Genomic DNA, 22,625 nt, shown 5'->3' with positions numbered 1-22,625 from the left:
TGGCTCCTTTGCTCGGGTTGCCTGACAGCAAACCCACTGTGGCACTCAGATGCCGGGAGCGGGAGCCATCCACCTCATCTGCTTTGGCCAGCAGGTCGACGGCAATGGCCGCCTGCCTCTCATCGTCGGCGACATAGGCGCGCAGCAGCACATTGGTGTCGGCCGTAATCCTCATTCCTTGCCCGATCCGGCCGCGGCGCCCGCCTCCGCTATCGCCTCGTTGATCTCCTCGATGCTGAGCACCCGGCGGTTCGTCTTGCCTCTGAGGAAGCCGTCAGGCACGTAGATTCGCTCTCGCCACCGTCGTTCGGCAAAATTTGTTGACTTCCCAACGTCGAGTGGATGTCGCAGCTCGCGCGTGACCTCCCGGCGACGAAATTCGAACTCCGGACCCTAGAGTCGAAGTTACCAGTGTCAAAATAGTTGTTTTAGATGAATTACTTAATCAAAACGTCGTTTTCGAAAGCCCTGGAAACCAAGATCATCGGATCGCCTAGAGTTGAGGCTTCCTTTCACTTCAGTCGCTTCTGTTCGCGCGATCGATCTAACCGTTGGGCGACTGAGCAGCATGGAATCGCCGAATTCATGCGTGCGATATCGGTGCTCGGCGAAGGATGCGGAAGCCTTGGCGAGCAGAGCATCGTCGGCAAAGGCGCGCAGGAGCTCGAAATGGCTTTCGCCGGGCTGGTGGACGCCTGTTAGAATCGCATCGACTACGCGAAGTGGCGTGCCCAGCGCGATGCGCCCCCTCGCAACGCCATTTCCGGCACGCACATTGCCGTCGGGGTTGGCAGCTGCCTCAAGCGCGCGCACCACGCTCGTGCCGATTGCGATGATGCGGCTTCCGCGGAGCTTCGCCCGCGCGACCTGCGCCGTCGTGCGTCCGGGGATGCGGTACGGCTCGTCGAAAGGGAGGCGCAAGTCGAGCGCGGGGTCCCCGGTGGAAGACACGCCCGCGGCATGCGTGAGTGTTGCGAAGCCCACGTCGCGCCGACGCCAGGCCTGGAGCGTGCGCCAGTCGAGTGCGAAGCCTGCCGATGGCGCCTCGAACGCCACCGGCCCGGCGGCAATCTTCGTCCAAACATTCCAAAGTGCCAACGGTTCGCGAACATGAGCATATTGGATCGGCCGGCCGTGCTGCGCCAGTCCTGCAAGCACCGCTGCGCGGTTGCCTGGGAAGCGCAACTCGAGAAGGCGAGGATGGTCGAGAAGGCGCTCTATAACGGCTTCAAGCCGACCGAGCCGGAGGCGATCGCCTGGTGACAGCGGGGGCGGAGACAGCCGATTTTCGGTGCGCGTGCGGTGATCGCCCGCGCCGAAGGCAATCGCCAGGAAGTCGGTTGGGTCGGGAAATGTCAGCCAGCCTGCCAGGCGGATCTCGATCGCCTCGTCGCTTCGAATATGCGTGCCGTGGAAGCTGGCAGGCAAGGTCGCGGCGTCATTGGCTACGACCAGATCGCCGCCATCGAACAGTGTCGCGAGTTCAGTGCGCGGCAGGTCGCGCGTCGCCCCGTCCGCCTCGACAACGAGCAGCCGGGCGGCGCGCCGATCCGGACGGTCGGCGGCAATCATCCACGTGCCTCGGCGAGAAGTGTTGCGCCGGCCGGCAACGTGTCGAGCATCTGTTCGATGATCTCGGCAGCAGCCAAGTCGGGACGCTTCAATGTCGACGGATCGGCGTCAGGAAGCGCCAGCGCGTGCAGTGGGGTGTCCATATCGCCAGGGTCTAGCGCGAGGAGCCGGATGCCGTCGGCCTTCCCCTCCTCGTCCCAAATCGCGGTCAGGTGAGCAAGAGCGGCCTTGCTCGCGCCATACGCACCCCAGCCGGGATAGGCGTTCACCGCCGCGTCGCTGGAGATGTTGACCACCAGCGCGCCACGGCCCTCGCGCGCGGACGCGGCAAGTGCACCGAACAGTGCTTTCGTCAGCCGGAACGCGCCGACGAGGTTGACCGCGAGCGCTTTTTCCAGCTCCTCGCACTCGGTATCGGCAAGGAGCGCCAGTGGAACGGGCCCGAGGCTCGAGGCATTGTTGATCAGAACGTCGAGCCCGCCCAGGCTCGCTGTGGCCTGCAACGCGATCGGGTAGATGTCGTCCTTTTTGCCGACGTCGCCGACAATGCCATGTGCGCCCGTCTCGTCAGCGATGCGTTCGACGTCCGCGGCAGTGCGTGCAACGAAGGCGACCGAGGCTCCGTCTTTGGCAAGCTGCCGCACAAGCGCCAGTCCTAGGCCGGAGGTGCCTCCCGTGACTGCTACACGAAGTCCCTGAAGATCGATGTTGGTCAGCATTGCCGATGCTCCTTCAAACCGTATGGCCGAATGGTACAAGCTCAAGTTAACTTGAGGTCAAGCATTCATTCCGTGGATCGATGCCAACCAGACTCACGTATCGCAGCGCAGGTTCGCCTTGTCGGCCAGCGGGCTGATCGCATTTGAGCGGGCCGGCACAGGAGCAGGTGCAGCCGTGATCGGTGCCGAGTCGGATTGCCTTATCGTCTTAGCGCCGCGTATGGGCTGTCGATCAGGCGATTGGCCCCGAGTGCGCCGTGATTATCGGACCAGTGAAGGAGGCGCATCGCCGTGAAAGCGCTATCGGGTTGCGGCTGTGTGTGATCGACCGGTTTAGCATCGCAAACCCCGCCGATTACAGACGCAAGAAGGCCATGGCCATGCGCGAGACGCCGGGAGCGTTCTAACCCACGTGGCCGGGCCGCACTTCTTCGACCGAGCTGCCTTCGCGCTGAATTCAGCCGATCCCGGCGCTGCAACAATGCTTTCATTCCAAATTGGGTTACTCGGGCCGTTCTGCGACAAAGAGAGTATCGGAGAGAAGCCCAAGCCGTTCGCGATCCGCGGCGGGTATACGATCTGAATTTATTCGGGTGACAGCAAAGCCGGCGTCCTCGATACGCTCCTTGATATCCGGTCCGTAGGCTCGCACGTGATCCGATCCACCAAAGCGCTCGTCGCGCTCCCTCAGTGACATAGATGGCGTCGCTTCGATCGTTTGGCGATAAATAAGCGGTACCTGGATCCAGACCTGCCCTCGGGGCTTAAGAGATGACCAAAGTTGCCGAAACACATGCCGATCATCAGGCACGTGTTCCATGACATGACTTAATACGACGATATCGAGATCGCTGGTGCGTCGCATGTCCATCAGGTCAATTTTCACGGTATCCGGCCCGTACCGTCCCGGCTCGAAATCGCCTTTGATTAGGTTGCCTGCTTGAGAGAGTCTCTTTGAAAGACCTTTCTCGCTAGGCGCAATCTGGAGAATTTGAAGCTGCCCCGCCGGCAACTTGATAAGCCTACGGTCTAGAGCACAAATCAAAAACCGCTCGCGATCCACCGCATGACAAAGCGGGCAGACAAGAGTGTACGCTCCGAAACGGTAAAAAGCCGCTATATCGCGATCGCAGGCATTGCAGTGATGAGCCTTGCTCGTCGGGAGGACCGTCAGGGCAAAGGCTCTGAGCCAATCTCGGTATGAACGAAGTTTGCGTGTGACTCGCCGCACCGTGATACGATCACCATAGCTGCGAAAAAGAGATAGAAGTCGGCTTCCCCGAGCATTGTTCTTCCCTGATGGTTTCAGCATGTCGCCTCCAAGGTTTTTTCACCCAAGGGGCAATAATTAGTGCCAGCTTATATGAAGTCGAGTCTGCGGAGCAGCAGGTCTCCCGATCGGTCGCTGGCAATGCAGGGCGTGGGAGCCGGGCCCTCGCTGACGCTCGGACAGCCGCCAGCAGGAACTCGCGCTGGCGGGCTGCCAGTCCCATTGTCCTGTTCGACAACCCAGCCTTTGAAGAGAAAATTCGATCATCGTCATTACTGCGTCTTGTCCGCTGCTTCTCGACAATGGCCCGCATGTCAAATTCGCCGGCCAGTCGCTGCGTGCTGGCCTCGCCTCGTCGGCCGAGGTCGACGAACGCTATGTGCAAAAACAGTTCTGCCATACCTCCTCCGAGATTGCCCGCCTCCATCGGCGCCGCAGACATCGCTTCCGCATCAACGTGACCAGAGCCTCCGGCCTCTAAGGAGGCACCCCCCTCCTCTGCCGTCGTTCCGCCGCTCAGGTTCACGCGAACGCTTTCATCCTGAGGGCCAGCAGACTGATTTTCTGTCATTCGGACAGCCCCGGAGCCTCCGGGCCTGTTTCATCGCCAGGACAGTTGGTCTTTCGGCAGCCGACCGCTCGGATCGAACACGTTCACTTTGTGCGGAAGATCGGGGCCCAGTCCCGTAGCACCAGATTGCGGTCTTCCGTCTCCGCGCCCGGAGCAAAACTCGGCACCAGAATTCCAGCGATGCCTTCAGGCCGCATTCGGTCATATATGGGCCAGGATGCAGGTCTCTCTCCGTCGCTGAGAGCCGTGGCCCACGCGCTGCCCATGTCCGCAAGCGTGACAGAAGATTCTCCCCTGCACGGTGCGTGCCCGCGTGGCGTCTCCCAATACGCAACAAGGCCCCTCGCGGGGCCTTGTCCTATTAATTTTGCCCTGAACTCATTTCCCCATCATCTGCTTGGCATTCTCTGGCGTAATCGCGGTCGTAGCCACCGTCACCGTCGGCTCAACCGACGAAGCACAATCAAGCAGAATCTTCTTCGACATCTCGATCGCCTCCTTGGCGCCGGTCGGGTAGGTGAAGGTTGCCGCCCAGTCGCCCTTGGCCACGGCCTCGATGCCGCCGGCCGGGCCCGGCAGGCCGTCGGTGCCGATAATCTTGACCTGCTTGCCCGCGCCCTTGGCTGCAAGCAGCGCGCCGGCTGCCATCATGTCGTTCGAGGCGTAGAGCACCTTGATGTCGGGGTGCGCTTGCAGCATGGCAGAAAAAGCGGTCTGAGCTTTGTCGGGCACCCAGTCGGCGGCCTGCTCGGCCACCACCTGGATCTTGCCATTTTCCTTCACACCATCCTTGAATCCGTTGAGCCGCTCCACTGCCGGCGTCGAACTTGGCAGGCCTTCAAGCACCGCTGCCTCGCCCCCTTCGGGGAGCAGCGTCTTTGCGGTGTACTTGCCCGCTTCGAGCGCGATCTTGTAATTGTCGCCGCCGATGAAGGCGGTGTAGTCTTTACCTGGGTCGCCTACCGTCTTGCGGTCGAGCTCGATCACGGGAATGCCGGCATCCATGGCGCGCTTCACCGCCGGGGTCAGGGGCGCTGCCTCGAAGGGCGAGATCAAGAGCAGATCGACTTTTTGAGTGATGAAGTTGTCGACCTGCGATGTCTGCGTGTTGACGTTGCCGGCGCCATCGGCGATCTGCAGCGTGAACTGCGACACTTCCTTGACCGCCGCGCTCAGTTCGTCATTGACATGCTGGCGGTAGGGCTCGGCGTTGTTTGCCTGCGAAAAGCCGATGATGAACTGGCCGTCCTTGGCGCAGGCCTTGACCATTGGGTCAGCGGCCTCTGCGGTGCCCGCCATGCACAGGCACGTGCCGGCGAGCAGTCCAAGCCGCCAGGCACGCCACGATCCTCGTTCTGTGGTTCTCATGCTCTCTCTCCTCCTTTTTAGGGCCGCTGCGGCCACACCTTGGTTTCTAACGCCTTCCATCTGCCCGCCGTCTGCCTGCTATCTGCCCAAACCCTCGCGGCGGCGCACGAGAGATTGAAGCACGGCCGCCAGGACGATGATCGCGGCCGTCGCGAGCAGCTGCATGGCGGGGGTAATGTTGTTAAGCTGAAGGATGTTGGCGAGCGCGCCGAGCATGATGGTGCCGGCGACGGTGCCGACCATCGAGCCGGCGCCGCCGAACAGGCTGGTGCCGCCGATGACCACGGCCGCGATTGCGGTGAGCTCATAGCCCATACCGTCATTGGCGCTGCCGAAGTTGAATTGACCGGCGTGCACGATGCCGGCAAGGGCGGCGGCAAAGCCGGTGATAGCGTAAACCGAGATCTTGACCATCGAGACCGGCACGCCGGAAATGCGCGCGGCCCGCTCGTTGCCGCCGACGGCAAAGACATAGCGGCCGAAGCGCGTGGTGTTCAATACCAAGGTGGCAATGGCGGCGAAGACGATGAAGACAATGGTCGCCACCGGCACGGTGTTGTTGAACAGACGCTCGCCCAGCACCGCGAAAACAGGTGGCGCCAGGCCGGGACCATCGCCATAGGAAATGTTGATGTACTGGTTGCCCGATACGACCAGCGCGAGCCCCCGCGCCGCCTGCAGGCCGGCGAGCGTGACAATGAACGGCTCGAGGCGAAAGCGGCTGGAAATCATGCCCTGGATCATGCCGAAGACGGTGCCCATTGCCAGCACAGCAAGGACGGTCGGGATAAGCCCGAAGCCGCCGGAGATCATCATCGTTGCGGTAACCACGCTGGAGAGACCGAGCACGGCGCCCACTGAAAGGTCGATGCCGGCGGTGATGATGACGAAGGTCATGCCGATGGCAATGATGCCTGTTTCAGACACCGCACGCACTATGTTGGCCATGTTGTCGGGCGCAAGGAACAGGATCTCGCCATGGCGCCTCGGCGAGAAGATGACGCCGCCCATCGCGACCAGCACCAGGCCGATCAAGCTCTGGAAGCGCACGACCAAAGCGAGCGGATCGCGATGCACCGGTGCTGCCGCCAACGGCACGCCTGCAGCCGAAGTCGTCTCGTCAGACATCAGGTCTCCTTGCCGTTTGCTGCGGCCAGCACCGTGTGCTCGTCGACGCCGCCGATGAATTCCGCTACGTTGCGCCCCTGGCGCAGCACTACGATGCGATCGCATAGGCCGATCAGCTCAGGCATTTCGCTGGAGGCGACCAGAATGCCCAACCCTTGAGCGGCCAGTTGCCTCAGCCGCGCATAGATCTCGCCTTTGGCACCGACATCGACGCCGCGCGTCGGCTCGTCGAGCAGCAGAAGACGCGGATTGCCTAAGATTTCCTTGGCCAGTACCACCTTCTGCTGGTTGCCACCTGAAAGCGCGCCGACGGCGATGTCGGGGTTCTTTGGCCGGATGTCGAACTGACCGAAGGATTGTTTCACCGCCTCCGCCTGCCGGCCCGGCGACATCAGTCCGGCCGGCGAGAGGCGGCGGATCACCGACATGACCAGGTTGAGGCCGACCGCCATCCTCAGCATTAGTCCGCTGCCGCGACGGTCGTCCGTGACGAAGGCGATGCCGGCCGCTCGCGCCGCCCTGATTGAATTGAGCTTCACCTGACGGCCATCGAGGGCGACATCGCCCTCCCAGTGGCCGGAGAGGCCGGTGCCATAAAGCGCGCTGAGAAGTTCGGTCCGCCCTGCCCCCATGATGCCGGCCAGTCCGACGATCTCCCCTTCATGCACATCGAGCGAAAGCCCTGTCGGGGCCTGCCAGCCGGCACTGTCGCGCACCAGCCGGAAGCTTGCATCGCGCAAGCTGAGCAGTGCCCGGCCGACCGCTTTAGCGCGCTGGGGAAAAAGCTCGTCGAGCGGACGCCCCACCAGCAGCCGCACCAACTCGGCTTGCGGCGCGTGCGGCTCGGTGACGCCGGCGACGCGCCCGTCGCGCATCACCGTTACCCGGTCTGCAATCTCGGGCACTTCCTCCAGCCGATGCGAGATATAGACGATGCCGATGCCGCTGGCGGCGAGCTTGCGCATGATGTCGAACAGCCTTTCGACCTCACCCACCGTCAGGGCCGCCGTCGGCTCGTCCATGATCAGTACGCGCGATGCGTAGGACAGCGCCTTGACGATCGCCACCACCTGGCGCTGGCCGATCGAGAGATCGGCGACCAGTCGTGCCGGGTCAATGGCGAGTTCGATCGCTTCCAGCCGTCTGCGGGCCTCACGGCGCATCGCGGCCACATCGAGCAAGCCGCCCGGGCGCATTAACTCGCGGCCTAGGAAGAGGTTCGACGCCACATCGAGCGTCGGTACGAGATCGAGCTCCTGGAAGATAGTGGCTATGCCGGCGCCCTGCGCTTCGCGTGGATTGCTGAAGCGCACTGGCTTGCCGTCGATCTCAATCGTGCCTTCGTCCGCCGCGTAGACGCCCGACAGCAGGTTCATCAACGTCGATTTGCCGGCCCCGTTCTCACCGAGAAGGGCGTGGATTTCACCGGCCCTGAGGTCGAAATCGACGCCGCGCAGAGCCTGGACACCACCGAAGCGCTTGACCGCGCCGGTGACCGAAAGCAGCGGCGCGTTCATGTCGGCCTCGCACAGGATTGGCGGGCATGAAGCGTGGCCTGGAGTCGGACGGTGCGCGGCTCCGTCGCGGAGGATGCGATGCGAGCGCTGAGCAAAGCGGCCGCCTGCCGGCCGATCTCGGCGCAAGGCTGCGCCACCAGCGTCAGCCGCGGCTCGAAACAATCGGCCCATTCGAAGTCGTCGAAGCCGGCAAGCGAAAGATCGCCCGGTATCGCCAGGCCCATTTCGCGGATCGCGCGGACTGCCCCGATCGTCGTCATGTTGTTGCCGGTGACCAAGGCCGTGGGTGGCGACGGCAAAGACAGTATGACGCGGGTAGATGCTGTCGCGGACGCGGTGTCGACGTTCCCGACCGACAAATAGTCCGGCAGGCAGTCAAGTCCGTTGGCGGCCAGGGCCGACCGGAACGCCTCGACGCGTTCACGGGTCGTCGCCAAGCCCGGCTGGCCAGCGACGAAGCCGATCCGCTTGTGGCCGAAGGAGGCGACGTGATCGATAAGGGCTCGCATTGCCGAATGGTTTTCGACGCCGATCTGGTCGAAGCGCTCGTCGGCCAAGCGGTCGATCAAGACGCAGGGCAACTTCTTCTCGGCAAGATAGTCGATCGCCCGCTGCGGCGCGCCCGATGGCGCCAGAATGACGCCGTCGACCCGCCGCTGATGGAAAGCACGGACCACCGAAAGTTCGCGATCCGGGTCGTCCTGGGTGTCGGACAGGAAAACCATAAGACCGAGACGCGCGCACTCGGCCTCCACTGCGCAGATGATGTCGGTGAAATAGGGATTGGAAATTGCCGAGATTGCCAGGCCGACGCTGTTGGTCGTCGAGGCTTTGAGAGACCGCGCCAGCTCATTAGGCTGATAGCCCATCGAGGCAATCACGTCGTTGATGAGCTTCGCCTTCTCGGGCGATACAAAACGGGTACGGTTGACTACATGCGACACGGTCGAAACCGACACGCCCGCGCGGCGCGCCACTTCAGCCATTGTCGGCATGGCGGCTCAAATGGGGTGCTCGCAAGCGCTCCTCCCTAACTGCGTTTCCGTCCGCTCTTGTTCTGATTGGCGGATTGAGCGAAACGATATCGCAATCGAAACGTTTGCGCAATCGTTTCGATGCTCAATATGCCGAAAAACGAGATCAGCGGCAGTTCTAGGTGATTGTCAAATGGCGCAATGATGAGGGGCCGTTTCTAACCTCTCGAAAATGGCCAATTGTAGCGCTGTCAGCGCAACGCCTGGAATAGAATTCTGTATTCTGGCCCAGCTGTGGGGCTAGGCGCCGCAATGATCTGGCTTGGCCTCGACACCGGGCTCTTCATTCGCTGGTCTTCGGCGATAGCCAACAGCGTTGAATAAGACCTCATTGTCACAATCTTAGGTGGGAGGAACCTGGTTGACGCATGAGGCGCCCGTTCGGCGCCATGCCCGTGGTCGCCATGCTTGCAGCACCCCAGTGGCTGAAGTCGTCGAAGCTGTGGGTTGGCGATGGGGTGGTAACGTTGGGCGGAGATGGTTTACAAGCCAGTGACGCTTCGAACGGCCGCCGAGTATTTCGTCCCTCCTTCCTGAGCTTCGAAGTTTGTCGCTGGGTCCCGGCCTTTTATCGTGTTATGCTAATAGACCCAAAAGACCTTCCTTGAAGGGAAACGGAAATGTCCGCCATGTCAGCGTTGACGCGGACTTTCATTGCCGCTGTTCTTGTCGGCGGCGCGCTTGTCATGTCGTCGGCCATCGGAGCGGGAGTTACCGAGGATGTCGTGACGGCAACGCGACTCGCGGAATTGCTCCGGGCGGGGCGAAGCATCATCTCGAACTATCAGACGCTCATCAATGACCCTGCTCTTGGCGACAAGCACCTCGACGGTGAGCGCATTGCGAGAGAGGCCATCGCCGCTTACTCAAAACACACCGGTCACGACCCGCTTTCCGGCGAATTGACTGAGCGCGACCGTCGTCTGCTTGAGGCCCAGATTGAGGCGATGCGAGAGGTGGTGAACGAACAGCAAGATAACATCAACCGCGCGGGAACCGCTTTCAAAGGGTTCGTGCCAGCCGTGTTTGCGCGTCTGATGAATGACAAGTTCGCCGCCAAGGCCGGCAACGAAGCTCGGGTGCGGGTGACTGCGCCAGAGCAACTCGTGCGCAACCGCAAATCGCTTCCGGACGCCTGGGAAGCACAGATCATCAAAAGCGTCTTGCTAGATCAGCAGAGAGCGAAGGGAGAAGCCTATACGGAAGTCACAGCGGTGGATGGACGCCGGGCATTTCGAATGCTGCTGCCCGAATACTATACTGGCTCGTGCCTTTCCTGTCACGGCGAGCCGAAGGGCGAGATCGACGTGACAGGATATCCAAAGGAGGGCGGCAAAGCGGGCGATCTGGGAGGCGCGATCAGCATCGTCTTGTTCAAATGAGCGCTTTGGAACAATCACCGCACCGAGTGAAAGCGGTTTCGGCGCCGGCGAGGCCGCTTACACGTCGCTTTGCGAATCTACCGATTTCGGCCCGCATAGCTGCGCTGACAGCGGCCGGCCTTATCAGCCTCATCGTATCCTCCATTTTTCTCACACAGGCACTTTATCGCAGTGCAGATCGAACCGCGGAGACCAAGGCATTTTTCGACGCCGCGTCCACTGCGGCTGCGGCGCACGTAACATTCGGCGAATTGCGATACTGGCTGACCGACCTGTCGGTTAGCTTGTTGATGAATTCGCAGCGTAATGCCGAGCAGGCGCGCGAGCGACTCCTGGCACACCTGGACCGCCTTTCAAAATCATCACCGGATGCGGTCAGGGAAATCCGCGTTGAGATCGATGCCTATGTCAAAACAGCGTTAGAGGCGGCAGACAGCTATACTCAAGACAACCGCATCATCGGCAACACTCTCCTCGCGCAAGCGCGCACCCACAGCGCAAATGTGGATGCTGCGCTTAACAAACTCGTTGAACGAGCGAGCGCCGAGGCAGAAGCCGCCCGGAACGAGGTCGTAACGGAAACCCAGAAAACGGCGACTACTGCTGCTGTTCTGGTGGCCATCGTGGTGATGATCGGGTCGCTTCTCACCATCCTTGTCCTTCGCTCGATCGTCGGCCCGTTGCGGCGGCTAAACCGGGTGATCGGAAATCTGACGGAAGGACGTTACGACGTCGAAATACAGGCAGAGGGAGGGGACGAGCTCGGCGCGATGGCGCGGACGCTTCGGCTTTTCCGGGCGAGCGCAATTGAAAAGCAAAGACTGGAGGATGAGGCGGAGCGGCAAAGACGGACGATCGGAGCGGCACTCGAGGCGATTTCTGACGGATTTGTCCTGTTCGACTCGGAGGACAAGGTCCTTCTTGCCAACAGCAAATACTGCGAAATCTTTCCCGACAATGAGCGAGCTACTCTGCCTGGGAAAAGCCTTCAGGATATTCTGAAAAGTCGCTTGGCGAGCGGACACGTCGACCTTGAGGGCGCGTCGCCGGAGGAGTGGATTGCGAAGAGGCTGCGCATCCAGAAGGATCCGGCAGGCTTCGTCCACGAGGGTCGCTTCGGAGAACGCTGGGTCCGCGTCAGCAAACGAAAGACCCCTGACGGCGGGACCGTCGCCATTTACACCGACATCACGGAACTGAAGCAGAGAGAGGTCGAACTCGAGCGGGCCAAGAGTCATGCTGAAGCGGCAAATGAGGCCAAGAGCAGCTTTCTCGCGTCCATGAGCCACGAGCTACGCACTCCACTGAATGCGATCATTGGCTACAGCGAGATGCTGATCGAAGAGGCGAGCGGCCAGCAAATGAACGAGTTCGTGCCAGATTTGGAAAAGATCGCCGGGGCCGGTCGCCATCTCCTCGCGCTCATCAACGACATCCTCGATCTGTCGAAGATCGAGGCAAACAAGATGGCAAATTTCCTGGAGACTTTCGACGTCGCCGACTTGTTGCGCGATGTCCAGGCCACAGTCGCGCCACTGATGGCGAAAAACCGAAACAGTTTCGTTCTGGACCCCGCGGGCGACCTCGGGAAGATGCATTCGGACCAGACGAAGTTGCGTCAGAACCTCTTCAATCTGCTCAGTAACGCAGCCAAGTTCACCGAGGGGGGCCGCGTAACGCTGGCGATTCGACGCGAGAGGAGATCGGACGGCGACTGGCTGATATTCAGAGTATCCGACACCGGGATCGGGATGACGCCAAAGCAGCAAGAACGGCTCTTTGACGCTTTTACGCAGGCAGACGCCTCCACCACTCGCAACTATGGCGGGACGGGATTGGGCCTCAGCATAACCCGGAGTTTCTGCCGCATGATCGGAGGCGTTGTAACCGTCAAGAGCGAGTTCGGAAAAGGCTCGACCTTCACAATGGAGATTCCAGCCGAGTGCAACGAAGAACCTGGCGAGCAGAAACCCGCCGAGCCGCTGTCGTCGAGGCCGTCGGAACGGGCGGTTCTGATCATAGATGACGAGCCAGCCGCCCGAACTCTCATCGCCAAGGCCTTGGCAGAGGCGGGACTGGCATCGATCGAAGCAGCAAGCGGCGAGGAAGGCATAGCCGCAGCGCGAGCGCATCGCCCGGCCGCAATCATTCTCGACATCATCATGCCGCATCAGGACGGCTGGTCAGTGCTGCGCTCACTGAAAGGCGATAAGGAGCTCTGCGAGATTCCGGTAATCCTTGCGACGATACTTGCAGATCGCGAACTCGGCCTCTCACTCGGTGCGGTCGAATACCTCACCAAGCCGATCGACACCCGAAGGCTTATTCGAACGATAGAGGCTTGCGGCGGCGGCAACCGCGATGTGCTTGTTATTGACGACGATCAAGCCTCGCGCGACTTCCTTCGGCGTATCCTGATCAAGAAGGGTTGGCGGGTTCACGAGGCAAGCGATGGCTTGCGGGGCCTCAAGCTGATGAAGCGATTGCTGCCGCGTTTGGTCCTGCTTGACCTGCTGATGCCCGAAATGGACGGGTTCCAGACGCTGAACGAGATGCAGCAGGTGCCCGAACTGCAAAACATTCCGGTCGTCGTCGTAACTTCGAAGGATTTGTCGGCGGACGAACTCAAATGGCTTCGCGACAGGGCGGTCTCGGTTGTGACCAAGGGCGCAAACAGTCGGTCCCAGTTGGTCGAGGCCCTCGAGCGCCAGATCTTCCCACTTGAGTCGACGGGTGCCGGCAACGCCGATCGCGGAAGCGCCCCTATAGTTGAAGGAAGCCAAAGATGACGAGGATCCTTCTCGTAGAAGACAACGAATTGAACCGCGACATGCTCTCGCGACGGTTGTCGCGGCGTGGGTTCGAAGTCCTCATTGCGGAAAACGGACAATCGGGGGTGGAACTCACCGTTTCGGAAAGGCCCGATCTCATCCTCATGGATATGAGCTTGCCGGTCATGGACGGGTGGGAGGCGACGCGGCGGATCAAGGCCGATCCGGCCACCTCCGGGATCCCGATCATTGCGCTTTCTGCACACGCGATGGCCAGCGATCGCGAAATGGCGCTCGAGGCGGGCTGCGATGACTACGATAGTAAGCCGGTGGAACTGTCGCGACTTGTCCAGAAAATTGAACAATTGCTCGCCGCGAATGGATGAGGCTCGGGCGGACGGTATGAAAATATGACTGCCAAGAACAAGTTCCAACGGCATGCGATCGCCGTCCATCTGGCACAGCAGCTCGCCGGACCGGCGCGGGCAATCTCAGGACTTCAGGAGTTGCTGACCGAACAGGTGCAGGACCTCGGTCTGGTCCACATGACACCCGACCTACAGAAGGTCGGCGCCGCTGCTTGCGAACTGAATGGCCTGATCGACAGCCTGATCCACGGCAAAGCCGATAATGAGAACCGGGCAGGGGTCGAGATCGAGGCGAAACTGCGCCACGACTTGCGAACGCCGCTCAACGCGATCATCGGCTATTCCGAAATGATTCGTGAAGAAGCCGAAGAATTGCGCGAATACGCGCTGGAAGAGGATGTCACGGTGATGCTCGCCGCGGCGGCCGAGTTGTTGGCGCATGTCGATGCAATTGCCGGCCTCTCGCGCGCACCCGACAGCGAGGATCCGCGGACCACGGATCAGGCTGAGATCGATGCGGCAGGGCTCGAACGGGCACTGATCAAGGCAGAGCACGACGCAAGCCCAGGCCACGGGGGGCGCATACTTGTCGTCGACGACATCAGCAGCAACCGCGGTCTCCTCTCGCGCCGCTTGCAACGTGACGGTCATCAGGTAGTCACTGCCGAGTCCGGTCCATCAGCGCTGGCTCACCTGGCGGAACACGAGTTCGACCTGGTTCTTCTTGACCTCCTGATGCCGGACATGAACGGCATCGAGGTGCTCTCGCGATTGAAAGCGGAGCGCCGATGGCGGCATATCCCTGTCATCATGATATCGGGGTTGGACGAAGTGGACGCGGTGGTCCGCTGCATCGAGGCGGGGGCGGACGACTACTTGCCTAAACCTTTCAATCCGGTCCTGCTGCGCGCCCGGATCAACTCGAGTTTGGAAAAGAAACGTTGGCTCGACCGCGAGCACCAGTATCTTCAGCGGATCGAGGCGGAGAAGCGGCGGGCCGACTCGCTCCTCCATGCGATCCTGCCCGGTCAGATCGTGGCACGGCTGCAACGGGGCGAAGAGTTCATTGCCGACCGATTCGATGAAGTGACCATCCTTTTTGCCGATATTGTCGGTTTCTCGAGCATAGCGGCAAGGTTGCCGCCGGCGGACCTGATCAAGCGCCTCGATGGGCTATTCAGCACGTTCGATGTCTTGGCGGAGAAACATTCCGTGGAGAAAATCAAGACCATCGGAGACGCCTATATGGCTGCAGGCGGTGTTCCGGAACCGGCAGATGACCATGCCGACAGGATCGTGGCACTGGGGAAATCCATGCTGGACGCGTTGAAGCCCTTAGCGTGGGGCAACGATAGTTTTCGGATCCGCATTGGCGTGCACACGGGACCGGTGATCGCGGGCCTGATCGGCCGGCATCGATTCGTCTACGACGTCTGGGGCGAGACCGTGAATATTGCAAGCCGGCTCGAGTCTCAGGGCGTGGCCGACCGCATGCAGATTTCGGAGGCAACCAAGCAGGCCCTGCGTACCTCCTGGAAGCTCAAACCGCGCTGCAATGTAGAACTGGCAGGTGTCGGCAGGATTGAAACCTATCTCGTTCAACACTGAACAATGTCTGACTGCCTAAGGGAATTTCGCGAAGCGATGCTTGGGGTCGAAACGATTGCATGCAGCACAAGCGTTGTTTCTCGCCGGAGCATCGGCCGCCGCAGCCAACACAAGCTTGTTAGGCGCCGCAGCCTGGGCGCAGGCGGCCGAACCCTTCAAGCTTCCGCCGCTCGGCTACTCGAACAACGCATTGGAGCCGCACATCGACGCGACTACGATGATGATCCATCACGATCGTCATCACGCCGCTTACGTGAATGCCTGCAATCAACTCGTGCCACTTTGGCCTGAGCTCGCCAGCACGCCGATGGAGGCCATTCTGGCAGATTTGGGCAAGGTCCCGGAAGGCGTGCGCAGCGGCGTGCGCAACAATCTTGGGGGACATTGGAATCACACTCACTTCTGGGAGCTGATGACGCCGGGGGGACCCAACCAGCCCGGTGGCGACCTCAATGCCGCCATAAGCAGCACCTTCAGCAGCTATGCGGGCCTGACCGAAAAGCTCATGGCGGTTGGCCTTGACCGCTTTGGCTCCGGCTGGGTATGGCTTGTCGTGGACAAGGACAAGAAGCTTGAGATCGTCAGCATAACCAGGACACGCCGCTCGAGCTTGGGGCTCATCCAGTGATTGGCCTCGACGTCTGGGAGCACGCCTATTATCTCAAGTACCAGAACCGCTGCGCCGACTACCTCAAGGAATGGTGGAGCGTGGTGAACTGGGACAAGGCGCTCGCCAACTTCAAGAAGTCGATCGGCTGAGGGGGCCGCAGTTCGCAACACCTCATCCATCGCAATTTCGAGTTCGTGATGCTCGATCTCGATTTGTTGTCAGGCCGCTTTTCGACCATAGCAAAAGAACGCCTCCTCAATAGTGGGCCTTGCCATGCAGCGCACCGCCGACTCGAACCCCGAACATGTCTGCAAATTGTTGACGTATCCGACAGGACTCTGAGGCATAGCGAGGATTGCTATAGCTCATTTTTCATGGCATCATGAGTTATAGAAAGGCGCTCTATAACTCATGGTATGGAATTGGGAGCAGACTGACTGGCCGCATTTTACCTACGATAAGAAGGTATTGGAACCGCTGGAAAGCGAGTTCCTGTTGCGGTCGGGCGAGTTGCGGGGCGTCTTTCGTCATGTCGGTGCCGACGATCGCGACCAGATTCGCATCGACCTTATCAGCGAAGAAGCCTTGAAGACATCCGCGATTGAAGGGGAATACCTCAACCGCGAGAGTCTGCAATCATCCTTACGCCAGCAACTTGGCTGGGGGAGCGAGACCAGGCACATTCCGCCGGCCGAGCGCGGTATCGCTGAAATGATGGCCGATGTTTATTTGCATTTTTCCGATGCACTCTCGCATCCCACCCTCTACGCCTGGCACAAGATGGTGATGTCGGGTGAGCGGCGCATCGGGACCATCGGCAGCTACCGCCTGCACGCCGATGCCATGCAAATCGTTTCCAATCGGCTGGATAAGCCCAAACTCCATTTCGAAGCGCCACCGTCGGCCCGGGTGAAGACCGAAATGGACGCCTACGTGGCTTGGTTCAACGAAACTGCGCCCAAAGGCAAGATACCGATTCCGGCGTTGACGCGTGCCGGAATCGCGCACCTTTATTTCGAGAGCATTCACCCGTTCGAGGATGGCAACGGGCGCATAGGGCGTGCCCTCTGCGAAAAGGCACTGGCGCAAAGCCTGGGTGAGCCCAGTCTCATCGCTTTGGCGTACACGATTGAACGCCACCGCAAGCCCTACTACGGCAATCTGGAGGCCAGCAACAAAAACAAAGCGATTACGGCTTGGCTACTCTATTTCGCTAACACGATCCTTGAAGCGCAACGCGTAACGCTTGCCCGTGTCGAATTCTCGATCGCCAAGGCCAAGTTTTACGAACGCTACCGCGGTCACTTCAATGAGCGCCAGGAAAAGGTCATCACCCGGATGTTCCGCGAAGGTATAGATGGTTTCAAGGGCGGTCTCAGCGCCGAGAATTACATCGCCATCACTCAGGCATCCCGCGCGACAGCGACAAGAGATTTGCAGGACCTCGTTGCCAAGGGTGCACTGATTAGAACCGGCGAACGACGATACACACGTTACGCATTGAACACTCTTGCTGGCCGAGCGTAAACCACAACAGAGACAGAAGAAGCGGGCTGTCAAAGAGTCTGCCTGCCTGAGCATCGAGGGGTGGCTGGCTGCAATCTGACAGGAGATCCTCGAGGCCAAGACAATGGTAAGAGTCTGTTCGAACTGCCGCCGGCTACTACCGACCCCAGAGCACCCCGATGATCACACCCTAATTCGGCAGCGGCATGGTCGGCCTTCAAGGCCCTTGGCCGGGAAGTTGGTACAATCAGGCAACACCCGTTTCTGAACTGGATTTTGAAGCCGCGGATAAGCGGCTATGATGAGCGTGCCGAATGCAGGTAAGGTTGAGGAGGCCTCGAACAATCGGCATTAAAGGAGACTACGTCGATGACGAACGTTCGCGCCCTTGTCCTTGAACGCCAGCACGAACTCAAGCTGCGTGACATCGATCTGCCACAGACCGTGGGCCCGGGCGAAGTTCGCATCAAGATCCATACGGTGGGCGTCTGCGGCTCTGACGTGCATTACTACACGCATGGCCGCATCGGCCCGTTCGTGGTCGAAGCGCCGATGGTCTTGGGCCACGAAGCCGCCGGCACCGTCGTCGAAACAGGGGAAGGCGTCGAGCATCTAAAGGTCGGCGACCGCGTCTGCATGGAGCCGGGTATCCCCGATCCCAATTCGCGGGCGAGCCGGCTCGGCCTCTACAACATCGATCCGGCGGTCAGGTTCTGGGCAACGCCGCCGATCCACGGTGTGCTGACGCCCTATGTCGTCCACCCCGCCAACTACACTTTCAAACTGCCCGACAATGTCAGCTTCGCCGAAGGCGCCATGGTGGAGCCCTTCGCTGTCGGAATGCAGGCGGCTGCCAAAGCAAAGATCGCGCCGGGCGACACGGCGGTGGTGATTGGCGCAGGGCCGATCGGCACGATGGTGGCGATCGCGGCGCTCGCCGGCGGCTGCGCCCGCGCCGTTGTTGCAGATCTCGCCCAACCCAAGCTCGACATTGCCGGCGGCTATCAAGGCGTGATCCCGGTCAACGTCCGCGACAAGAACCTGGCGGCGGAGGTAAAGCGCCTGACCGATGGCTGGGGCGCCGACGTCGTGTTTGAATGCTCGGGCTCGTCCAAGGCATGGGAGACCCTGCTCGATCTGCCGCGGCCCGGTGGCGTGGTGGTGGTGGTCGGCCTGCCGGTGGCGCCGATCGCATTCGATGTCGCCACCGCCTCGACCAAGGAAGTCCGCATCGAAACGGTGTTCCGCTATGCCCACCAATATGAGCGGGCAATCGCGATGATGGGGTCGGGCCGGGTCGACCTAAAGCCACTCATTTCGGCGACCTTCCCCTTCGAAGATTCCATCACCGCCTTCGACCGCGCAGTCGAAGCACGGCCGGCGGACGTAAAGCTTCAGATCCGATTGCCGGATTAAGGCGAGTTCCAAAGCCCCGGGCTGTCCTCCCGATCTCCTCAATGCGTTCCGTAGCTTCCTTGGGGTGCCAAAGTTGGCGGCCCCGAGCGCTTTTGATGCTGGTACACGGCATTTGCCGGCGGCCCTCCCTCCAAAAACAACCCCGTACCCGGCGATCACGGCATCCTCTGGGACCACGAGCAAATCCCCTGAGCCTGACGGAACCGACACTTGACAAATCGGCGGCCGTCCGACACGTTCTTAACAAAAGGCACAACAAACTTACAAAAGTTCAAGTTGGCACAATCTGGCCGATAGGGAGAAGGCCGATGCGTCTCTGTGACCGAGCGGAGATTTGCGCGTGAGCACGGTGACCGTGACCCGCGAAACGCCCAGATGGGCCCTGCCCCGGTTCATGACGGCCGAGCATCCATTCCCCTGGCTCGCGCCGATCACGGTTATGCTTCTCGTTTTCGGGATCTACCCCCTCGCCTATTCGGTCTGGCTGTCGTTTCACAAACGCAATGTCGTCTCCCGGCAGCTTGACTTCGCCGGGCTCCACCAATGGACGCGGGCCTTCTCGGATGCACGTATGTGGCATTCGCTGGAAACCACGCTGATCTACACCTTCGTCGCGCTTGCGGTTCAGCTTGCGCTCGGCATCCTCGTTGCCCTTCTGCTTGACACCGATCGCAAAGGTTACGGTGTGCTGCGGGCGCTGATGACACTGCCGCTGGTGGTGCCGCCTGCGGTGACCGGAATGATGTTCCTGCTGATGCAGGACGGCTCTTTCGGCGTCCTGTCGTTCTACCTCTATGCCCTCGACCTGATCTCGCCGGCACAGCCGATCCTGACGCAGCCCGGAACCGCATTGGCGGCGATCCTGCTGGCAGACATATGGCAATGGACGCCGTTCATGGTGCTCATCATCCTGGCAGGGCTCAGGGCGCTGCCGAAGGAACCTTTCGAAGCCGCCGCAATCGACGGCGCCAACGGCATCCAGACGTTCTTGCGGCTCACATTGCCGATGCTGCGCAAGGTGATAGCGGTCGCGGTGCTGATCCGCGGCGTCGATCTCTTTCGCATCTACGACTACGTTTACATCATCACCGCCGGCGGGCCGGGCACGGCCACCGAGACACTTTCATTCTACGCGGGTCGAATCTACTTCACCGGAGATTTTCCCTATGCCGCGACCCTGTCGCTGATCGTGCTCGTCGTCTTGATCGTCGTGTCGAACCTGTTCGTCAGGCTGTTCAAGGTGAGGTTCTGATGGAGTCGTCGCGCGCCCAAGCGATCGCCCGTGACGTGCTCGCCGTCCTGGTGGTGGCGATCTTCATGTTCCCGATCGCGTGGTGGGCGCTGTCGTCCATCAAACCCTATTCGGCGATTTTCGACCGCAGCGGACCGGTTTACACCGGTTTCACGCCAACGCCGGACAATTACCGCGTGACGCTGCTTGGCGTTTCGCGCGTCGACATCGGCATGGAACAGGGCGGCGAGGCGGCCGGGGTCATCAAGGGTGGCGCCAGCTCCTACGATTCCCGCCAGTCGTTGCTCGACAGCGCCATCATAGCCGTCGGATCGACGGCGCTGACGCTGCTGCTGGCCACCCTGGCCGCCTATTGCCTGTCGCGAATGCAGTTCAGCGGCCAGCAGTCCTTCCTGTTCTGGATACTCTCGCAGCGCTTCATGCCGCCAATCGCGATCGTCATTCCAATCGTTTTCATGTTCCGCGATCTCGGGTTGCGCGATACCTATACGGGGCTCATTCTCGTTCACAGCTTGATCAACCTGCCGCTGGCGGTTTTGCTTTTGAAGTCGTTCTTCGACGATGTTCCGCGCGAGGTTGATGAGGCGGCGCTGATTGACGGCGCGACGCGTTGGCAGACGTTCCGACGCGTCGTCCTTCCCATGGTCAAGGGCGGCATCGCTGCGACTGCCGTGCTGTGTTTCATCTTTTCGTGGACCGAGTTCCTGCTCTCACTGTTCCTGACAACGTCGATCCGCACGGTGCCGGTGAAGATCTCGACCTTTGTCACCTCGACCGCGACCGAGTGGGGCTACATCACAGCGCTCGGCACGTCCGCGATCATACCCAGCTTCATCTTTATCCTGCTGGTTCAACGGCATCTGGTCCGCGGCCTCACCCTCGGATCCCTGAAGGAGTGAGGCACAGACGAGAAGAACGACGACAAAAACGCAATGGAGGAACGATCATGAGCTTCAGTGAACACGACAAGAAGACATTCGTCGCCGATACCTGCAACGACTTTACGGCGCGCCGAATAACCAAACGCGACTTCATGAGGAAGATGGCGCTCGCCGGTGTCGGCTTTTCGGCCTTCGGGTCGGCCATGCTAGGAGGCGGCCGTACCAATCGGGGGATGCTGGGGCTCGGGGTTGAGGAAGCCCGCGCCCAGGACGCCGATATGCTGAAGTGGCTGGCCGACGTCGGCAAGCCTTATGCCGGCACCAAAATCCGCTACACTTCGGAAGCGACGCCGCCAACGATCGTGGCCAACCAGCTTGTCGCGGGTGAATTCACCAAGGCAACCGGCATTGAGGTGGAAGTCGAGATCGTGCCGCTGGAGCAGGTTCTCGCCAAGGCGACGCAAGACGTACAGGGCCAGCTTGGTACGTACGACGTCTACTATCTCGATCAGTCCTGGATGGCGACATTTGCACAGGATGTCGTCGATCCGCGCGAGTATTACGACCAGAACAAAGAACTGGCGATGCCCAACTTCGACTGGGACGATTTCTCCAAGCCGCTAGTCGACGGCATCGCCATGTACAACGGCAAACAGTGCGGAATTCCATTCGATATTCCGATCTTCATCCTGATGTACCGCAAGGATCTTTTCGACAAACACAACATTGCGCTGCCGACAGACCTCGACGCCTATCTCAAGGCCGTGCAGGCGCTCACAGAGGCAGAAAAAAGCAACGGCATCTTCGGCACAGCATGCCAGGCGAAGTCAGGCCATTATTCGCTGGAATGCGACTGGACCTTCGCATTGTGGGGCCATGGCGGTTCCATCTTCAACAAAGACAAGAAGTTTGTCGGCAATGACGAGCGCGGGGTGGCCGGGCTCAAATTCTATCAGGAGCTGGTCAAGAACTCGCCGCCCTCCGCGACGACTTGGACCTGGGACGGCCAGGGACAGGCACTGACACAGGGTCAGGCCGCCATGGCAATCACCTGGGGCGAAGATTTCCCCGGCTTCGACGCCAATGATTCCAAGGTCAAGGGCCTGTTCGAGGCCCTGCCCGCGCCCAAGGAAGTTCCTGGCCGTCGCGCCGCCGCAGATTGCGGCTTCAACGAAATCCCGGCCGTCGGTCACCAGGGTGGCTCGACGATCTCGCTGTCGCAATATTCCAAGAACAAGGAAGCAGCATGGCTGTTCATGCAGTGGGTCTGCTCGAAGGATGTGATGGCGCGGGTATCGACGCTCGGCGGCGGCGCCTCGCCGATGCGCAATTCCTCTTTTACAGATCCTCGGGTCAAGGCGAAGGCCGTTGTCGGCCCCGGAACGACACGTCATTTCGACGCGATCAAATACACGATCGACAATCAGATGGGATCGGAGCCGGACATGCCGATCTGGGCGGATCTGTCGAACAACGACATTCCGGTTGAGCTCGGCAAATTGCTTACGGGCCAAGACTATGGCGGCGACGCCAAGGCATGCCTAGATGCCATTGCCGGCATTGTCGACGGCAAAGTCAAGGATGCCGGTCTTTAGCGGGTAATCGGTGATTTGGGCGAAGGCGGTTTCGACCGCCCTCGCCCGTTGGCAACG

At 60.6% G+C, this 22,625-nt stretch carries 16 protein-coding genes and 3 pseudogenes; 11 read left to right on the top strand and 8 right to left on the bottom strand.

What is annotated here, in order from left to right; genetic code table 11:
* Nucleotides 1-441: 441 nt before the first annotated feature.
* The 3 genes from NKG60_RS29635 to NKG60_RS29625 all read right to left on the bottom strand — a co-directional run bounded on the left by NKG60_RS29635 (nucleotide 442) and on the right by NKG60_RS29625 (nucleotide 3,603).
* Entirely contained in the window at nucleotides 442-1,572 is a 1,131-nt protein-coding gene (locus NKG60_RS29635) for an S-adenosylmethionine:tRNA ribosyltransferase-isomerase (RefSeq protein WP_352665731.1), read from the bottom strand.
* Complete coding sequence (locus NKG60_RS29630) at nucleotides 1,569-2,291, bottom strand: SDR family NAD(P)-dependent oxidoreductase (RefSeq protein WP_352665732.1); 723 nt, start codon at nucleotides 2,289-2,291, stop codon at nucleotides 1,569-1,571. The genes NKG60_RS29635 and NKG60_RS29630 overlap by 4 nt, the downstream gene beginning before the upstream one ends.
* 502 nt (nucleotides 2,292-2,793) lie before the next feature.
* Complete coding sequence (locus NKG60_RS29625) at nucleotides 2,794-3,603, bottom strand: class I SAM-dependent methyltransferase (RefSeq protein ID WP_352665733.1); 810 nt, start codon at nucleotides 3,601-3,603, stop codon at nucleotides 2,794-2,796.
* 274 nt (nucleotides 3,604-3,877) lie between these two features.
* On the opposite strand from NKG60_RS29625, the pseudogene NKG60_RS29620 reads away from it, so the two are divergent.
* Nucleotides 3,878-4,042, top strand: a pseudogene (locus NKG60_RS29620) (integrase); the annotation flags it as partial.
* A 120-nt stretch (nucleotides 4,043-4,162) separates the two neighbouring features.
* Here NKG60_RS29620 and NKG60_RS29615 read toward each other — a convergent pair.
* The 5 genes and pseudogenes from NKG60_RS29615 to NKG60_RS29595 all read right to left on the bottom strand — a co-directional run.
* Nucleotides 4,163-4,428: pseudogene (locus tag NKG60_RS29615) on the bottom strand (RES domain-containing protein); the annotation flags it as partial.
* A gap of 82 nt (nucleotides 4,429-4,510) precedes the next feature.
* Nucleotides 4,511-5,500: a substrate-binding domain-containing protein gene (locus tag NKG60_RS29610; protein WP_352665734.1), complete on the bottom strand. Its 990-nt coding sequence runs from the start codon at nucleotides 5,498-5,500 to the stop codon at nucleotides 4,511-4,513.
* A gap of 78 nt (nucleotides 5,501-5,578) precedes the next feature.
* Entirely contained in the window at nucleotides 5,579-6,628 is a 1,050-nt protein-coding gene (locus NKG60_RS29605; RefSeq protein WP_352665735.1) for an ABC transporter permease, read from the bottom strand.
* On the bottom strand, nucleotides 6,628-8,145 hold the full coding sequence (locus tag NKG60_RS29600; RefSeq protein WP_352976337.1) for a sugar ABC transporter ATP-binding protein: 1,518 nt from the start codon (nucleotides 8,143-8,145) through the stop codon (nucleotides 6,628-6,630). Before NKG60_RS29600 ends, NKG60_RS29605 begins: the two co-directional genes overlap by 1 nt.
* Nucleotides 8,142-9,140: a LacI family DNA-binding transcriptional regulator gene (locus NKG60_RS29595; RefSeq protein WP_352866980.1), complete on the bottom strand. Its 999-nt coding sequence runs from the start codon at nucleotides 9,138-9,140 to the stop codon at nucleotides 8,142-8,144. The genes NKG60_RS29600 and NKG60_RS29595 overlap by 4 nt, the downstream gene beginning before the upstream one ends.
* Before the next feature lie 659 nt (nucleotides 9,141-9,799).
* Between NKG60_RS29595 and NKG60_RS29590 the strand changes: the two genes are divergently transcribed.
* The 10 genes and pseudogenes from NKG60_RS29590 to NKG60_RS29545 all read left to right on the top strand — a co-directional run bounded on the left by NKG60_RS29590 (nucleotide 9,800) and on the right by NKG60_RS29545 (nucleotide 22,568).
* Nucleotides 9,800-10,561: a Tll0287-like domain-containing protein gene (locus NKG60_RS29590; RefSeq protein ID WP_352665739.1), complete on the top strand. Its 762-nt coding sequence runs from the start codon at nucleotides 9,800-9,802 to the stop codon at nucleotides 10,559-10,561.
* Nucleotides 10,558-13,350, top strand: coding sequence for a response regulator (locus tag NKG60_RS29585; protein WP_352665740.1), 2,793 nt, complete (start codon nucleotides 10,558-10,560; stop codon nucleotides 13,348-13,350). Before NKG60_RS29590 ends, NKG60_RS29585 begins: the two co-directional genes overlap by 4 nt.
* The gene (locus NKG60_RS29580) at nucleotides 13,347-13,718 is read left to right on the top strand and encodes a response regulator (protein ID WP_352665741.1); all 372 of its coding nucleotides are present in this window, start codon (nucleotides 13,347-13,349) and stop codon (nucleotides 13,716-13,718) included. Before NKG60_RS29585 ends, NKG60_RS29580 begins: the two co-directional genes overlap by 4 nt.
* Nucleotides 13,719-13,742: 24 nt before the next feature.
* Nucleotides 13,743-15,308 (top strand): adenylate/guanylate cyclase domain-containing protein, encoded by a 1,566-nt coding sequence (locus NKG60_RS29575; protein WP_352976336.1) that lies wholly within the window; start codon nucleotides 13,743-13,745, stop codon nucleotides 15,306-15,308.
* Nucleotides 15,309-15,348: 40 nt separating this feature from the next.
* A pseudogene (locus NKG60_RS29570) lies at nucleotides 15,349-16,067 on the top strand (superoxide dismutase).
* Between the two features lie 262 nt (nucleotides 16,068-16,329).
* The gene (locus tag NKG60_RS29565) at nucleotides 16,330-17,445 is read left to right on the top strand and encodes a Fic family protein (protein ID WP_352665743.1); all 1,116 of its coding nucleotides are present in this window, start codon (nucleotides 16,330-16,332) and stop codon (nucleotides 17,443-17,445) included.
* A gap of 348 nt (nucleotides 17,446-17,793) precedes the next feature.
* Complete coding sequence (locus NKG60_RS29560; RefSeq protein WP_352665745.1) at nucleotides 17,794-18,840, top strand: NAD(P)-dependent alcohol dehydrogenase; 1,047 nt, start codon at nucleotides 17,794-17,796, stop codon at nucleotides 18,838-18,840.
* A gap of 340 nt (nucleotides 18,841-19,180) precedes the next feature.
* On the top strand, nucleotides 19,181-20,092 hold the full coding sequence (locus NKG60_RS29555) for a carbohydrate ABC transporter permease (RefSeq protein ID WP_352665746.1): 912 nt from the start codon (nucleotides 19,181-19,183) through the stop codon (nucleotides 20,090-20,092).
* Entirely contained in the window at nucleotides 20,092-20,991 is a 900-nt protein-coding gene (locus NKG60_RS29550) for a carbohydrate ABC transporter permease (RefSeq protein ID WP_352665748.1), read from the top strand. Before NKG60_RS29555 ends, NKG60_RS29550 begins: the two co-directional genes overlap by 1 nt.
* A gap of 47 nt (nucleotides 20,992-21,038) precedes the next feature.
* Nucleotides 21,039-22,568, top strand: coding sequence for an ABC transporter substrate-binding protein (locus tag NKG60_RS29545; protein ID WP_352665749.1), 1,530 nt, complete (start codon nucleotides 21,039-21,041; stop codon nucleotides 22,566-22,568).
* The last annotated feature ends 57 nt before the right edge of the window (nucleotides 22,569-22,625 follow it).

Origin of the sequence: Mesorhizobium sp. M1428 (assembly GCF_040317515.1) — a bacterium.
Classification (GTDB): domain Bacteria; phylum Pseudomonadota; class Alphaproteobacteria; order Rhizobiales; family Rhizobiaceae; genus Mesorhizobium.
Note: the sequence above shows the minus strand (reverse complement) of the source record. Positions and strands in the feature narration are given on the sequence as shown.

What these genes read in the sequence shown, in the direction of transcription:
- NKG60_RS29635 (WP_352665731.1), bottom strand. Translation starts at nt 1,572, where the DNA reads ATGATTGCCGCCGACCGTCCGGATCGGCGCGCCGCCCGGCTGCTCGTT.
- NKG60_RS29590 (WP_352665739.1), top strand. Translation starts at nt 9,800, where the DNA reads ATGTCCGCCATGTCAGCGTTGACGCGGACTTTCATTGCCGCTGTTCTT.
- NKG60_RS29575 (WP_352976336.1), top strand. Translation starts at nt 13,743, where the DNA reads ATGACTGCCAAGAACAAGTTCCAACGGCATGCGATCGCCGTCCATCTG.
- NKG60_RS29595 (WP_352866980.1), bottom strand. Translation starts at nt 9,140, where the DNA reads ATGCCGACAATGGCTGAAGTGGCGCGCCGCGCGGGCGTGTCGGTTTCG.
- NKG60_RS29625 (WP_352665733.1), bottom strand. Translation starts at nt 3,603, where the DNA reads ATGCTGAAACCATCAGGGAAGAACAATGCTCGGGGAAGCCGACTTCTA.
- NKG60_RS29550 (WP_352665748.1), top strand. Translation starts at nt 20,092, where the DNA reads ATGGAGTCGTCGCGCGCCCAAGCGATCGCCCGTGACGTGCTCGCCGTC.
- NKG60_RS29605 (WP_352665735.1), bottom strand. Translation starts at nt 6,628, where the DNA reads ATGTCTGACGAGACGACTTCGGCTGCAGGCGTGCCGTTGGCGGCAGCA.
- NKG60_RS29545 (WP_352665749.1), top strand. Translation starts at nt 21,039, where the DNA reads ATGAGCTTCAGTGAACACGACAAGAAGACATTCGTCGCCGATACCTGC.
- NKG60_RS29600 (WP_352976337.1), bottom strand. Translation starts at nt 8,145, where the DNA reads ATGAACGCGCCGCTGCTTTCGGTCACCGGCGCGGTCAAGCGCTTCGGT.
- NKG60_RS29630 (WP_352665732.1), bottom strand. Translation starts at nt 2,291, where the DNA reads ATGCTGACCAACATCGATCTTCAGGGACTTCGTGTAGCAGTCACGGGA.
- NKG60_RS29610 (WP_352665734.1), bottom strand. Translation starts at nt 5,500, where the DNA reads ATGAGAACCACAGAACGAGGATCGTGGCGTGCCTGGCGGCTTGGACTG.
- NKG60_RS29565 (WP_352665743.1), top strand. Translation starts at nt 16,330, where the DNA reads ATGGTATGGAATTGGGAGCAGACTGACTGGCCGCATTTTACCTACGAT.
- NKG60_RS29580 (WP_352665741.1), top strand. Translation starts at nt 13,347, where the DNA reads ATGACGAGGATCCTTCTCGTAGAAGACAACGAATTGAACCGCGACATG.
- NKG60_RS29560 (WP_352665745.1), top strand. Translation starts at nt 17,794, where the DNA reads ATGACGAACGTTCGCGCCCTTGTCCTTGAACGCCAGCACGAACTCAAG.
- NKG60_RS29585 (WP_352665740.1), top strand. Translation starts at nt 10,558, where the DNA reads ATGAGCGCTTTGGAACAATCACCGCACCGAGTGAAAGCGGTTTCGGCG.